This window comes from Empedobacter sp. UBA1574, assembly GCF_002322895.1.
Taxonomy (GTDB): Bacteria; Bacteroidota; Bacteroidia; order Flavobacteriales; family Weeksellaceae; genus Empedobacter; species Empedobacter falsenii_B.
The window spans coordinates 85,911-99,306 of record NZ_DCOI01000018.1 but is presented as its reverse complement, the minus strand read 5'-3'; the positions used below and the strand labels follow the sequence as shown (position 1 = coordinate 99,306).

The 13,396-nt window shown below is 31.7% G+C and carries 15 protein-coding genes; 8 read left to right on the top strand and 7 right to left on the bottom strand.

The window, feature by feature from the left end; genetic code table 11:
• Positions 1-18: 18 nt before the first annotated feature.
• Complete coding sequence (locus B3578_RS04470) at positions 19-252, bottom strand: hypothetical protein (protein ID WP_052217635.1); 234 nt, start codon at positions 250-252, stop codon at positions 19-21.
• A 76-nt stretch (positions 253-328) separates the two neighbouring features.
• On the opposite strand from B3578_RS04470, the gene kdsA reads away from it, so the two are divergent.
• The 4 genes from kdsA (at position 329) to B3578_RS04450 (ending at position 3,755) form a co-directional block, all read left to right on the top strand.
• Positions 329-1,138, top strand: coding sequence for a 3-deoxy-8-phosphooctulonate synthase (gene kdsA, locus B3578_RS04465; RefSeq protein ID WP_115001635.1), 810 nt, complete (start codon positions 329-331; stop codon positions 1,136-1,138).
• 73 nt (positions 1,139-1,211) lie between these two features.
• The gene (gene hemN, locus B3578_RS04460) at positions 1,212-2,573 is read left to right on the top strand and encodes an oxygen-independent coproporphyrinogen III oxidase (RefSeq protein WP_291047120.1); all 1,362 of its coding nucleotides are present in this window, start codon (positions 1,212-1,214) and stop codon (positions 2,571-2,573) included.
• Between the two features lie 60 nt (positions 2,574-2,633).
• The gene (gene hpt, locus B3578_RS04455) at positions 2,634-3,170 is read left to right on the top strand and encodes a hypoxanthine phosphoribosyltransferase (protein WP_291047119.1); all 537 of its coding nucleotides are present in this window, start codon (positions 2,634-2,636) and stop codon (positions 3,168-3,170) included.
• 6 nt (positions 3,171-3,176) lie between these two features.
• Positions 3,177-3,755 (top strand): adenylate kinase, encoded by a 579-nt coding sequence (locus B3578_RS04450; protein WP_246034222.1) that lies wholly within the window; start codon positions 3,177-3,179, stop codon positions 3,753-3,755.
• A 202-nt stretch (positions 3,756-3,957) separates the two neighbouring features.
• Here B3578_RS04450 and B3578_RS04445 read toward each other — a convergent pair whose 3' ends face one another.
• From B3578_RS04445 to B3578_RS04435, 3 genes are read right to left on the bottom strand one after another with little or no spacing between them, the layout of a single operon-like run.
• Positions 3,958-4,260, bottom strand: coding sequence for a hypothetical protein (locus tag B3578_RS04445; protein ID WP_291047118.1), 303 nt, complete (start codon positions 4,258-4,260; stop codon positions 3,958-3,960).
• A 7-nt stretch (positions 4,261-4,267) separates the two neighbouring features.
• On the bottom strand, positions 4,268-5,299 hold the full coding sequence (locus B3578_RS04440) for a quinone-dependent dihydroorotate dehydrogenase (protein WP_286494736.1): 1,032 nt from the start codon (positions 5,297-5,299) through the stop codon (positions 4,268-4,270).
• Between the two features lie 45 nt (positions 5,300-5,344).
• Positions 5,345-5,938, bottom strand: coding sequence for a hypothetical protein (locus B3578_RS04435; protein WP_286494735.1), 594 nt, complete (start codon positions 5,936-5,938; stop codon positions 5,345-5,347).
• 398 nt (positions 5,939-6,336) lie between these two features.
• On the opposite strand from B3578_RS04435, the gene obgE reads away from it, so the two are divergent.
• A complete protein-coding gene (obgE, locus tag B3578_RS04430; RefSeq protein WP_115001628.1) occupies positions 6,337-7,323 on the top strand; it encodes a GTPase ObgE in 987 nt (328 codons plus the stop codon).
• A 23-nt stretch (positions 7,324-7,346) separates the two neighbouring features.
• On the top strand, positions 7,347-7,667 hold the full coding sequence (locus B3578_RS04425) for a YbaB/EbfC family nucleoid-associated protein (protein WP_219033694.1): 321 nt from the start codon (positions 7,347-7,349) through the stop codon (positions 7,665-7,667).
• A 32-nt stretch (positions 7,668-7,699) separates the two neighbouring features.
• Here B3578_RS04425 and B3578_RS04420 read toward each other — a convergent pair whose 3' ends face one another.
• From B3578_RS04420 to B3578_RS04410, 3 genes are all read right to left on the bottom strand, one after another.
• Positions 7,700-8,479 carry a rhomboid family intramembrane serine protease gene (locus B3578_RS04420; RefSeq protein WP_291047117.1) on the bottom strand — a complete coding sequence of 260 codons (780 nt, stop codon included), beginning with the start codon at positions 8,477-8,479 and terminating at the stop codon, positions 7,700-7,702.
• Between the two features lie 73 nt (positions 8,480-8,552).
• Positions 8,553-9,533 carry a D-alanine--D-alanine ligase gene (locus B3578_RS04415; RefSeq protein WP_291047116.1) on the bottom strand — a complete coding sequence of 327 codons (981 nt, stop codon included), beginning with the start codon at positions 9,531-9,533 and terminating at the stop codon, positions 8,553-8,555.
• A complete protein-coding gene (locus B3578_RS04410) occupies positions 9,530-10,027 on the bottom strand; it encodes a hypothetical protein (protein ID WP_125350525.1) in 498 nt (165 codons plus the stop codon). The genes B3578_RS04415 and B3578_RS04410 overlap by 4 nt, the downstream gene beginning before the upstream one ends.
• Positions 10,028-10,077: 50 nt before the next feature.
• Between B3578_RS04410 and B3578_RS04405 the strand changes: the two genes are divergently transcribed.
• Both B3578_RS04405 and B3578_RS04400 read left to right on the top strand, forming a co-directional pair.
• Positions 10,078-10,728 carry an NRDE family protein gene (locus tag B3578_RS04405; RefSeq protein ID WP_115001619.1) on the top strand — a complete coding sequence of 217 codons (651 nt, stop codon included), beginning with the start codon at positions 10,078-10,080 and terminating at the stop codon, positions 10,726-10,728.
• Positions 10,729-10,847: 119 nt separating this feature from the next.
• A complete protein-coding gene (locus tag B3578_RS04400) occupies positions 10,848-13,373 on the top strand; it encodes an ATP-dependent Clp protease ATP-binding subunit (protein WP_291047115.1) in 2,526 nt (841 codons plus the stop codon).
• The last annotated feature ends 23 nt before the right edge of the window (positions 13,374-13,396 follow it).

Sequence of the window (13,396 nt, the reverse complement as noted above, 5' to 3'; positions counted from 1 at the left end):
TTTTATGGTTTTTTAAGATTATTTTCCAGGTTTGAAGACGATATAATACGCCTGAACTAAAAATAAAATCGCATTTGGAATAAGGACTGGCCAAGCCTCGATCATAGCAGCATAAATTACAAAACATACACAACCAATTGCATTGATAATGCGGATAATTGTAATCTTCGAAAAAAAGAATGCTAGTACAATAAAGACTGAAGCAAGATAGCCAAAAATATCAGCTATACCAATGTTAGATAAAAAATCCATAAAACGATAAATAAGAATGATAAAGTATAGGCAAAATTATGAAAAATAAGTCGATAACTTTGTGTAAATTTGCACAATGATAGAAACTTTATCAAAGATAAAACACAAAGATTCGCCAAACTTCTTTTTACTTGCTGGTCCATGTGCCATCGAAAGTGAAGATATGGCTTTGAGAATTGCTGAAAAAGTAGTAACAATTACTGATAAATTAGAGATTCCTTATGTTTTTAAAGGATCTTTCAAAAAAGCAAATCGTTCTCGTATTGATAGTTTTACAGGAATTGGAGATGAAAAAGCATTGAAAATTATTCAAAAAGTTGGAGAAACTTTTGATGTTCCAACAACTACAGATATCCATGAACCTTTTCATGCAGAAATGGCAGCGGCTTATGTAGATGTGTTACAAATTCCTGCTTTCTTGGTTCGTCAAACCGATTTAGTGGTTGCAGCTGCACAAACTGGAAAACATGTTACGTTGAAAAAAGGTCAATTTCTTTCGCCAGAAGCGATGAAATTTCCTGTAGAAAAAGTAACAGATTCTGGTAATAATAATGTAGCAATTATCGAGCGTGGAACTATGTTAGGTTACGGAGATTTAGTGGTAGATTATCGTGGAATTCCTGTGATGCAAAATTATGCACCAGTTATTTTAGATATCACACATTCTTTACAACAACCAAATCAGGCTTCAGGTGTAACAGGAGGAAAGCCAGAATTAATCGAAACGATTGCTAAAGCTGGAATTGCTGTTGGTGCTGATGGTATTTTTATCGAAACGCATCCAGATCCTAAAAATGCAAAAAGTGACGGTGCAAACATGTTACAATTAGATTTGTTAGAAGACTTATTAACTAAATTAGTTAGAGTTCGTCAGGCAATTCTATAAAAATAATTTTTAAAGAAAATTTATTAAATAATACTTAGTCAAGTTGATTAAGTATTTTTAATTTTTTTAGATAATGGATAATTTAATTCAGAAATATAATATTCCAGGACCTCGTTACACAAGTTATCCAACTGTTCCGTTTTGGGACAATGATGATTTTACTAAACAAGGTTGGATTGAAACTTTTCAACGATCTTTCGATGAAAGTAATGCAGAAGAGGGAATATCAGTTTATATTCATTTACCTTATTGCGAGTCGTTGTGTACGTTTTGTGCATGTAACAAACGTATTACGAAACAACATTCGGTAGAAGTTCCGTATATTGATACAGTTTTGAAAGAATGGAAATTATATGTGGATTTATTTTCATCTCGACCAAAAATTAAAGAAATTCATTTAGGAGGAGGAACACCAACGTTTTTTTCTCCAGAAAATTTGAAGAAATTAATTGATGGTATTTTTGAATATGCGGATGTTGCCGAAGGACACGAATTTAGTTTAGAAGGTCATCCAAATAACACAACAAAAGAGCATTTACAGGCTTTATACAATTTAGGTTTTAGACGTATTTCGTATGGTGTACAAGATTATGATCTAAAAGTTCAGGAAGCGATTAATCGTGTCCAACCTTTCGAGAATGTGAAAAGAGCAACAGAAGAAGCGCGCGAAATTGGTTTTACATCTATTTCTCACGATTTGATTTTTGGTCTTCCACATCAAACAATGGAAGGAATGATGGAAACAATTAATTTGACAAAAGAATTAAATCCAGATCGTATTTCGTTTTACAGTTATGCACATGTGCCGTGGATAAAAGGTGTCGGACAACGTGGTTTTCATGACGGAGATTTGCCTTCACCAGAATTGAAACGTGCATTATATGAAGAAGGAAAGAAAATGTTCGAGGAAATGAACTATTTCGAAGTTGGAATGGATCATTTTGCCTTAGAACAAGATTCGATGTATCAATCGATGAAAAACCATACATTACATCGTAATTTTATGGGATATTCTTCTTCGAAAACACAATTAATGGTTGGTTTAGGAGTTTCTTCTATCAGCGATTCTTGGTATAGTTTTGCACAAAACGAGAAGACAGTAGAAGAGTACGAAAAATCAATCAATAACGGAGAATTATCCGTTTTCAAAGGACATATATTATCAGAAGAAGATTTGATTATGCGTCGTCATATTCTAAATTTAATGTGTAATTTAGAAACTTCTTGGGCTGATGATAATATGAAATTTGATGATGTAGATCGTATTAAAACTATGTTGCAAGATATGGTTGACGATAATTTGATTGAATTTGTAGAGAATGGTTTGATCGTAAAAGAAGAAGGACGTCCATATGTTAGAAATGTGTGTATGACATTCGATAAGAGAATGATAGATAACGAGCCAGAAACACGTATTTTCTCAATGACAATCTAATAAAATAGATAAATGTTTTAAACTTTATCAAAAAAAGTATATATTTGAATATCTCAAACAATGAAAGAAATAGAAATTCACGGTAAAAAATTTATTCCGTACATCGCTTTTGAAGAAATAGAACACGCCATCAAAAATATGGCAAACGAAGTTTACGAAGAATACAAAGACGAAAGACCGATTTTTGTTGGTGTATTAAACGGAGTTGTAATGTTCTTCAGCGATTTCTTAAAACAATATCAAGGAGAATGTGAGATTTCATTCTTGAAATTAAAATCTTACGAAGGAACAGAATCAACAGGGAAAATTACTATTGAGATGGATATTCCGATGAATGTTGAAGGACGTCACGTAATTATTTTAGAAGATATTGTAGATACAGGTAATACGTTAATAGAGTTGCACCGAATCTTGAAAGAGAAAAAGGTAAAATCATTAAAAGTAGCAACTTTATTATTTAAGCCAGATGCTTACAAAAAAGATTTAAAAGTAGATCTAGTAGGAATCTCTATTCCTGATAAATTTGTAGTAGGTTATGGATTAGATTTTGACGGATTAGGAAGAAATTTACCAGATATTTATCAAATAAAACATTAAAACAAAATGCTAAACATTGTATTGTTCGGACCTCCTGGTAGTGGTAAAGGAACACAAGCTAAATTTTTAGAAGAAAAGTACCAAACTCCTCAAATTTCTACTGGAGACTTATTTCGTTTCAACCTTAAAAATGAAACAGAATTAGGCGCTCTTGTGAAATCTTATATGGACAAGGGACAATTAGTTCCAGATGAGGTAACAACAAATATGTTGGTTGATCATTTAGATAACAATCCAAATTCGTATGGATATATTTTTGATGGATATCCACGTACAACATCTCAGGCAGAAGCTTTAGATAAAATCTTAGCAGATAAATACGAAAGCGAAGTTTCGATTACATTAGCATTAGTTGTGGATGACGAAATTTTGGTTCAACGTTTATTAGAGCGCGGAAAAACTTCTGGTCGTGCTGATGATGTGGACGAAAAAATTATCCGTGATCGTATTACAGAATATTACGAAAAAACTGCAATTGTAGCAGAACACTACAAAGCGCAAGGAAAATGGATTGAGATTGATGGAGTAGGTTCTATTGAAGATATTACCGAAAAATTGAACGCAGCAATTAAAGAAGTTTTATAAGAACAACTTTTACATAATAAAATAAAAAGGATTCTCATTTTGAGAATCCTTTTTTATTATTGTCAAGCTGAATTTTTTTCAGTTTATCATTTTTCAAGAATTTTTTTAGATTTTCAGGAATTTTCTCCCAAATATGATTAGGAATACCAAATTCTAATTTTTCAAATAGTTTTTCTTTATTGTTCCAAATTATTACATTATCTCAGTACGTTATAAAAAAAGTAGATTTATCTAAATATTCAGACCTATTTATATAATCCATCCAACCTTCTGCAATTAAATTGTTAGAATTATCATATACATAAATTTCTGAGTAATTTTCTAAAGAGCTATTAAGATGGTTACTTAGATGACCTTCAATACAACTATTTGACCAATCAAATTTTAAATTATCAGATTTTACATCATAGTATTTTAAGTCAACAATTAATTGTTCTTCGACTAATTTTCTCAATTCAACACTCATAGGGGATGATAATCCTAAATCTATATAATTTGGAGTCATAAGTTTTCTATTTTCCTTCAACCAAGCCTTTACAAATGTTTTTTACAACAGCAGGACCTTCATAAATAAAACCTGTATAAACTTGTAACAAACTTGCACCAGCTTCCAGTTTTTCTTTCGCGTCCTCGGCTGTATGAATTCCTCCAACTCCAATGATAGGAAATGCTTTGTTCGATTTTTCAGAAAGATAACGAATCACTTCTGTTGAACGATTTTTAAGTGGTTTTCCCGAAACTCCACCAGTTTCTTTTACAATTTCTGGATCAGATTTTAATCCTTCTCTTGAAATGGTTGTATTTGTCGCAATCACTCCAGCAATTTTAGATTCTAATACAATATCTATAATATCATCTAATTGCGAATCCGTCAAATCTGGTGCGATTTTAAGTAAAATTGGTTTCGGTTTTTCGTTCTGATTATTGTATTGTTGCAAATAATTCAGAATGTACAATAAAGGTTCTTTTTCTTGCAAATCACGTAATCCAGGCGTGTTTGGAGAACTCACGTTAACTACAAAATAATCTACATAATCAAACAACGCATTGAAACATTTGATATAATCATCAACAGCATCTTCGTTTGGCGTTAATTTATTTTTACCAATATTTCCACCAATAATATAGTTTTCACGATTTTTTAGTTCTCTAATTTTCGAAACAGCAAAATCAACACCTTTGTTATTAAATCCCATTCGGTTGATAATCGCTTCATCTTCTACCAAACGAAACATACGCGGCGCATCATTCCCTGGTTGAGGTTTTGGTGTAACGGTTCCAATTTCGATGAAGCCAAATCCGAAGTGGTCCAATTCTTCAATATATTCAGCATTTTTATCAAAACCAGCAGCTAAACCAATTGGATTTTTGAATTTAATTCCAAAAACTTCTCGGTCTAAACTTGGATGATTGTATTGATAAAATTTATCTAATAATTTTCCAACTCCAGGAAATGCAGCATAATTTTTTAGATTTCGCGTAACAAAATGATGCGCATCTTCGGGCTGTAATTGGAATAAAATGTTTTTGAATTGTTTGTACATGTTGCAAAATTAATCAATCCTATTCATTATAAAAATATGTTTTGATTACTTATTTTTTGCGATTGATTGTATTGTGCCAATTGGCGAAATTTCAACAGTTTTTTGACCTTTTACAACATAAAAATAATAGAGACTATTCGTATTGACTAAATAAATTTCTTTTTTCTCACCAGAATTGAAAGTTAAGGTTTGCCCATATTTTTCGAATTTTAAATCTCCATTTTTTATTCGTTTTGACAGAAAATTACCATCACCAATTCCAAATCCTATAAAGAAACAAATCAGCATAACAAAAAAGAATCCAATTAAATTTTGATTAATTTTCTTAGTGAATTCTTCGTTCGTGAGGTTATCAGTTTCTTTAATCTTGTAATATTTCTTAATGAATTTTTTCTCTGGATGTTTCAATGAATACTGTTTAAAACTATAAAGTAGAAAAATAAGAATAATAAAAAAGATTAGTAGGAAAGGATGTGCGGTAATTTCAGAAATTGGACTTATTAAGATATTCATAATGCTCGAAAATTTCAGAATATTAATATCCAATTGATAATAGAAAATAGATTCTTTAATAATTCCCATGAAGACTAAATAAATATAACCAAAAGGAAGTAATCGTTGTAAATGTTCGTTATTCATAAATCTTCAATCTATTTTTTGCGTAGTTTAATCTCTTTATTAATCATGGAAAGTTTGGCGATTAGAGGCATTAATGAAACAGAAGTTCCACATCCAATAGCTATGAAGGCATAATTACTGGTTTTTATTGCGGTGTAGATAAAGAATATAAACGCAAGAAACATAAAAGATCCAAATATAATTACAATATTTTTTGTTTGTTTTTGCTTTTTCAGAAGTTCGTTATCAATATATTCGGACAAATTTTTTTTAGTATTCATATTAGTGTGTTAATTAATTGAATAAATATAAATAAAAATCTGAGTCATTATAAATTATTCATTCAAAATAGATAATACAAGATTTTAATAAACAAATTAGAAATTGTACTTTTGCAGACTAATTAAAAGAGAAAAATTATGCAATCAAATTTTGTTGACTACGTAAAAATAAATTGTAGAGCCGGACATGGAGGTGCGGGTTCAGCAAGTTTGCATCGCGAAAAATATATTGACAAAGGTGGACCAGATGGTGGAGATGGTGGACGTGGAGGAAATATCACGCTTCTTGGAAACTCAAATCTTTGGACCTTGTTAGAATTTCGATTCAAAAGACATTTCCGTGCGCAAAACGGTGGACGTGGAGGTAAATCTCGTTCTACTGGTGCTGACGGTGAAGATATTATTTTGGAAGTTCCGATCGGAACAATTGCCAAAGATGACGAAGGAAATATTATTGGCGAAGTAACAGAAAATGGGCAAGAATTAATTATTGCGCAAGGAGGAAAAGGGGGGCTAGGAAACTGGCATTTCCGTTCTGCAACGCGTCAAACGCCTCGTTATGCACAGCCAGGTTTGGATGGTGACGAGCGTCAAGTTACATTGGAGTTGAAAATTTTGGCAGATGTTGGTTTAGTTGGTTTTCCAAATGCAGGAAAATCTACTTTATTATCAGCTGTTTCGGCTGCTAAACCAAAAATTGCAGATTACGCATTTACAACGTTAACACCTAACTTGGGAATTGTAGAATACCGTAATCATCAGTCATTTATTATGGCAGATATTCCTGGAATTATCGAAGGTGCGGCAGAAGGAAAAGGTCTTGGACATCGTTTCTTGCGTCATATTGAGCGTAATTCTAACTTATTATTTTTAATTCCTGCCGATACAGAAGATTATAAAAAAGAATATGAAATTCTGTTGAATGAATTGAAAAAATTCAATCCTGAATTGTTAGATAAAGAACGAATTTTAGCTATTTCTAAGTCAGATATGTTAGATGATGAATTGGAAGCTGAGATTAAAGCACAATTACCAACTGATATTGATACGATATTTATTTCGTCTGTTTCTGGAAAAGGAATCACAGAATTGAAAGATTTATTGTGGAAAAAACTACACGAATAACTAATTATTAAAGATAAAGACAAATGTTTGGAAATTTTGGAGACATCATGGGAATGATGGGAAAAATCAATTCATTTAAAGATAAATTTTCTGATTTGAAAAATGAATTAGATGGAGAAATTTTTACAACGACTTCTAACGATGGAAAAGTAAAAATTACAATGTCTAAATTAGCAACAATAAAAGATATTGAACTTGCTGAAGGAATGGAAAAAGAAGAAATTGAAGATTTGTTAGTGATGACGTTAAACAAAGCGTTGGAACAAGTAAAAACAGAAGCAATTGACAGAGCGAAAAAAACAGCTCAAGAAAATTTACCAAACATTCCTGGAATGCCTTTCTAAGAAGAATTTGAAAAAATAAAACCCCCTGAAAATTAATTTTCAGGGGTTTTTGTTTGATAATTTGGTTCAATATTTTTATCATCTTCATTTTCCAACGATTCCAAATATTCTGTTTTCAAACGTTCTTGTTCTTGGTAAATATCCCATAAACGTTCAGCTTGCGGGTCATAATAATTTTCTTGATCCCATTTCGGAACTTCTTTTTGTGGACCAATATTTCTAAACAGATAAGCGAAAAATTCACCCGAAATAAATCCACTTAAATGTCCTTCCCAAGAAATAGAATTACTACTTGTATCTGTTTTTAATTGTGGTAAAATTTCTTGAGGAACCATTCCCCAAATCATTCCGCCGTATAATAAAATAATGATTAATGAAATCACCATTAAACCGCGTTCTTTTCTAATAATTCCACTGAAAAATATGAACGAAGCCAATAAATAAACGATAGAACTTGCTCCGATATGGCAACTTACATTATCATCTAAAAAAGGAGGATTTCCAATCATCCAAAGAATAATTCCTGATAAAATCCAACCAAAAAAAATAACATAATAAGCTAATCTATCGTACATCAATAGTGCGATAAAGCTAAGAAATGCTAACGGAAAGGTATTACTGATAATGTGTTTCCAACCCGAATGAAATAAAGGTGAGAGCAGAATTCCTTTCAATCCTACGAAAGTTCTCGGAATAACGCCGTAACAACCGTTTAAATTGTATCCGTTTTGTTGGAACAAAAAGATAATCCACATTGGTATAAGCAGTAGCAGAGGAATTATAATAGTTTTCTTCGGAAAAGGATAACTCATAAAATTGGTTTTGAAAACATCATTCAATCTTTATTCCTTTCCAGAAAATCTGCCAATTTTGGTCAAATTAAGTTTAATAGCGTTTTATTAATTCTCTCGCAAGCAATTTCCAATCTGTCCATTTCACGCCTAATTGATGATTTTGAACAGCAATTTTATGTTGGTAATTCAAATGCTTAATCACTTCCTTATAAGCTTTTATCAAATTAAAATTCGGATCATAAATATGAGTTGCTTCAGAATTTGCACCATTAATTTCAAGTATGACAAAATTTCCGTTCTGAAAATCTTCTAAACTTTTTGCTTTCAAATCGATACGACCATAATAAAAACCATCAATTTTTTGTGCGATTTGATCTATAGTTTCTTCTAATTTAGACGTTTTTAGAGAAGATCCATCTAAAAAAGTTGTTCCTCGACTATGATTTCCTATTGGTTCAACCAATAATTTTTCATCTTTTTGAAGAACTGAATTTAGTTCTTTTTGTAAACGTTTAAACAAATACTCTTTTCGGTAAAAAGCTCTTAAATTTTGTTCAATTAATTCTTTCAAAGTTGATTTTCCATCACCCGTAAACGTCAAAAAATCTTTTGCTGTTATCGACAGTATTTTACCATTTTTTTCTTTTGGTAATCTAACATAGAAAACACCAAACTCAAAGTTTGATTGAATATATTCTTGTAAAATTAAATCTCGATTATTTTGCTCTAAATAATTTTTCCAATCAATTTCATTTCTGATTAATTCTACACCAATTCCACGTTCACCAAGATTTGGTTTTGCAATAAAGGGAAAATTAAACGGAATTTCTTGTGTTGTAAATTCATCAAAAAAAATGGTTTTTGGCTTATAATTTTTATCAATTTGATTGAGTAAATCAATTTTAGAATAATCAATAAATCCGCCCCATTTCATTGTAGGATTTGCCGAGCAAAAGTAAGCTGGAGCGCCTGTTTGAAAGATTTTATAAATGTACCAAGGTGTCAATGGCGCATAAAATAACCAGAATGGCCAAAATTCGTATCGTGTCCATTTTGTTATTTTCGGATTCATTTTTCTTGATTTTGAAAAGCAATTGTAGAAGATGCAATTCCAAAATTTTGTGGAATTTTAATCGTTGAAAAATGAGTTTCGATCGCAATTTTAATCAACGCAAAATGATGAATGCTATGATCAAAACAATACATTAATTCGCGATAATTTGTGGTATTAATTGTGAAATTCTCTCCGTAATAATTCTGTTTTAGCTGAATTGTTTTTTCTAAATCTAAACGTTCTATTTGTGATTTTAGATGATTCAGCGTATTCAAACTTTCAACAACCGAATTTTCTAAAGCACGATTTCGCTCTCTATCATCATAACAAATACAATTGTTTTTTTGCGCTTGTAAAAAGCACGAATAAAACTCGATAATATGACGAAAATGTTGACCAACAGAAGCACCAGAAATGATTTCTAATTCCTTTTGAAAAGACAGATCGTCAAATTGCAAAAGAATCGATTTCATTTCATCAAAGGAATGCGCTATAGTTTTCTGAATACTCATAATTCTTTGCAAAGATAAATTTTTACATTTGAACTAAATTGAAAAATGAGATGTGTATAATCAGTTTTTACAGAAATGAGGATGAATTTGTGTTGACGCACAACCGAGATGAGGAAATAAATCGTTCTTCTTCTAAAGAGATTGTGGAGCAAAAGCGTTTTGATAAAACTTATTTTTCGCCTGTAGATGAGCGCGCAAATGGAACTTGGATTTTTTATTCGGAACAATATGTTGCGTGTATTTTGAATGGAGGAATCGAAAAACCAATGCATTTCAAAGAAAAATACAGAGAAAGTAGAGGAATTATCTTATTAGATTTATTGAAATATAATTCTGTAAATGAGTTTATTAATTCGGAAAATTTGTCAGGAATCGCACCTTTTACAATTTTTGTTTTTGAAAGACTAACTAAAAATGCTTACCTTTTGTTTTGGAATGAAAATAAACTGAGCGTAAAAGATATTTCGCAAGAAAAAATTGTGACATGGTGTTCGTCGACATTGTACAGTCCTGAAAGAAGAAATGAAATTGATGAAATTTTTAATCAAAATAATGATTTAAAATCCGAAGAAATTTTAGAACTTCACGATGATTTGAAAATGAAAAAAGGTGATTTGTACGATTTTTTAGCAACGACATCTATCTCTCAAATTATTATGAATTCTTTAAGAATTGATATGAAATATTGTCAGCTATTTTGAAATTAATAGACAATAATTCGTTATTTTAAGGAATCATCAAATCATTTCGGACATAGGCATAATTTATGCTATAGTCTATCAGAATAATTATATTTGTTAAAGACAGCTTAAATAATAAAATGAACGATAATTTCTCACAACAAGTAAAAGACGTTATTTCTTATAGTAAGGAAGAAGCGTTGAGATTAGGCCACGACCAAATAGGAACGGAACACCTTCTGTTGGGGATTATTCGCGACGGTGAAGGGAAAGCCATTTCTGTCTTAGAAGCATTGAATGTCGATTTAGACGAAATGCGTCAAAAAATAGAAAAGCTAAACCCAGCAAAAGAAACTCCAGGTAATAATATAAAAAATTTGAGTTTGACAAAACAAGCTGAAAGAGCGTTGAAAACAACATTCTTAGAAGCAAAATTGTTTAAAAGTCCGACTGTAAATACAATTCACTTATTATTGTGTATTCTTCGTAATGAAAACGATCCGATTACAAAATTGATGAATAAGTTGGATATTGATTACAATACAGTAAAGGAGGAATTCAAATTTCAATTTCAAGATGAGGAAATTCAATCTCCTCGTGCAGAAAATCCATCTTTTGATGGAGGTGATTCTGATAACGATTTTGAGCGTGCATCTACAAGTAAACCTACTTCGAAAAGTAAAACACCAGTTTTAGATAATTTCGGACGAGATTTGACAGCGATTGCGCAAGAAGGAAAATTAGATCCTGTAGTTGGACGCGAAAAAGAAATAGAACGTGTTTCGCAAATTCTTTCTCGTCGTAAAAAGAACAATCCATTGTTAATTGGAGAGCCAGGTGTTGGTAAATCTGCAATTGCAGAAGGTTTAGCGTTAAGAATTGTACAACGTAAAGTTTCGCGCGTATTGTTCAACAAACGTGTGGTAACATTAGATTTAGCATCATTAGTTGCTGGAACTAAATATCGTGGACAATTTGAAGAGCGTATGAAAGCAATCATGAATGAATTAGAGAAAAATGATGATATTATTCTTTTCATTGATGAGTTACATACAATTGTTGGAGCAGGAGGAGCTACGGGTTCTTTAGACGCTTCTAACATGTTCAAACCTGCTTTGGCGCGTGGTGAATTACAATGTATTGGAGCAACAACGTTGGACGAATATCGTCAATATATTGAAAAAGATGGTGCATTAGTTCGTCGTTTTCAAAATGTGATGGTTGAACCAACAACTCCAGAAGAAACATTACAGATTTTACATAATATCAAAGATAAGTATGAAGCGCATCATAATGTAAATTATACAGATGAAGCGTTGCAAGCTTGTGTAAATTTGACAACACGTTATATTACAGATCGTTTCTTGCCAGATAAAGCGATTGATGCTTTAGATGAAGCGGGTTCTCGCGTGCATATCAAGAATATAAAAGTTCCTCAAGAAATTTTAGATCTTGAAGCAAAATTAGAAGAAGTTCGCGAAGAGAAAACGAAAGTTGTAAAATCTCAAAAATACGAAGAAGCTGCTCGTTTACGTGATTCAGAGAAACAAATAGAAAGTGATTTGAAACGTGAGCAAGCAAAATGGGTACAAGAATCGAAAGAGAATCGTGAAACAGTTACAGAAGAAAATGTAGCGGAAGTTGTTTCGTTGATGTCTGGCGTTCCTGTACATCGTGTAGCTGAAAAAGAATTGAAAAAATTGGCTCAGATGAATGAGTTAATGAAAGGAAAAGTAATTGGTCAAGATGAAGCGGTAACGAAAGTTGTAAAAGCAATTCAACGTAATCGTGCAGGATTGAAAGATCCGAACAAACCAATTGGTTCATTCATTTTTTTAGGAACTACGGGTGTTGGTAAAACACAATTAGCGAAAGTTTTGGCGAAAGAAATCTTTGATTCGAATGATGCGTTAATTCGTATCGATATGTCAGAATACATGGAGAAATTTGCCGTTTCTCGCTTAGTTGGAGCACCTCCGGGCTACGTTGGTTACGAAGAAGGTGGACAATTGACAGAAGCAGTTCGTCGTAAACCATATGCGGTAATTTTGTTAGATGAGATTGAGAAAGCGCATCCAGATGTATTCAATATCTTGTTACAAATTTTGGATGATGGTCATGTAACAGATAGTTTAGGTCGTAAAGTTGATTTCCGTAATACGATTATCATTTTAACGTCTAACATTGGTACAAGACAATTGAAAGAGTTTGGAGATGGTGTTGGATTTGGAACTTCATCTAAGAAAGATTCTGCTGATGAACGCGCAAAATCAACAATTGAAACAGCTTTAAAACGTGCTTTCGCGCCAGAATTTTTGAATCGTATTGATGATATTATTTTCTTTAATTCATTGACAAAAGAAGACATCATGAAAATCATCGATATTGAATTAGCAAGTTTAATCGAGCGTTTAATAGCTTTGAATTATCATATTGAATTAACAGAGGAAGCGAAGAATTTTATCGCAGACAAAGGATTTGATAAAGATTATGGAGCTCGTCCGTTGAAACGTGCTATTCAGAAATACATCGAAGATCCAATGGCAGAAGAAATTATCAATGCTGTAATTAGTGAAGGAGATGAATTAACTCTTGATTTAAATGAAGCAAAAGATGGTGTTAAAATTTCTGTAAAAGGAAAAACGAAAGAAGAAAAATCAGAATAATTTCTAAGTTTCTATAATAGAAA

Excerpts from the sequence above, each read along its gene's own strand:
- B3578_RS04470 (WP_052217635.1), bottom strand. The coding sequence starts at position 252 with ATGGATTTTTTATCTAACATTGGTATAGCTGATATTTTTGGCTATCTT.
- kdsA (WP_115001635.1), top strand. The coding sequence starts at position 329 with ATGATAGAAACTTTATCAAAGATAAAACACAAAGATTCGCCAAACTTC.
- hemN (WP_291047120.1), top strand. The coding sequence starts at position 1,212 with ATGGATAATTTAATTCAGAAATATAATATTCCAGGACCTCGTTACACA.
- hpt (WP_291047119.1), top strand. The coding sequence starts at position 2,634 with ATGAAAGAAATAGAAATTCACGGTAAAAAATTTATTCCGTACATCGCT.
- B3578_RS04450 (WP_246034222.1), top strand. The coding sequence starts at position 3,177 with ATGCTAAACATTGTATTGTTCGGACCTCCTGGTAGTGGTAAAGGAACA.
- B3578_RS04445 (WP_291047118.1), bottom strand. The coding sequence starts at position 4,260 with ATGACTCCAAATTATATAGATTTAGGATTATCATCCCCTATGAGTGTT.
- B3578_RS04440 (WP_286494736.1), bottom strand. The coding sequence starts at position 5,299 with ATGTACAAACAATTCAAAAACATTTTATTCCAATTACAGCCCGAAGAT.
- B3578_RS04435 (WP_286494735.1), bottom strand. The coding sequence starts at position 5,938 with ATGAATAACGAACATTTACAACGATTACTTCCTTTTGGTTATATTTAT.
- obgE (WP_115001628.1), top strand. The coding sequence starts at position 6,337 with ATGCAATCAAATTTTGTTGACTACGTAAAAATAAATTGTAGAGCCGGA.
- B3578_RS04425 (WP_219033694.1), top strand. The coding sequence starts at position 7,347 with ATGTTTGGAAATTTTGGAGACATCATGGGAATGATGGGAAAAATCAAT.
- B3578_RS04420 (WP_291047117.1), bottom strand. The coding sequence starts at position 8,479 with ATGAGTTATCCTTTTCCGAAGAAAACTATTATAATTCCTCTGCTACTG.
- B3578_RS04415 (WP_291047116.1), bottom strand. The coding sequence starts at position 9,533 with ATGAATCCGAAAATAACAAAATGGACACGATACGAATTTTGGCCATTC.
- B3578_RS04410 (WP_125350525.1), bottom strand. The coding sequence starts at position 10,027 with ATGAGTATTCAGAAAACTATAGCGCATTCCTTTGATGAAATGAAATCG.
- B3578_RS04405 (WP_115001619.1), top strand. The coding sequence starts at position 10,078 with ATGTGTATAATCAGTTTTTACAGAAATGAGGATGAATTTGTGTTGACG.
- B3578_RS04400 (WP_291047115.1), top strand. The coding sequence starts at position 10,848 with ATGAACGATAATTTCTCACAACAAGTAAAAGACGTTATTTCTTATAGT.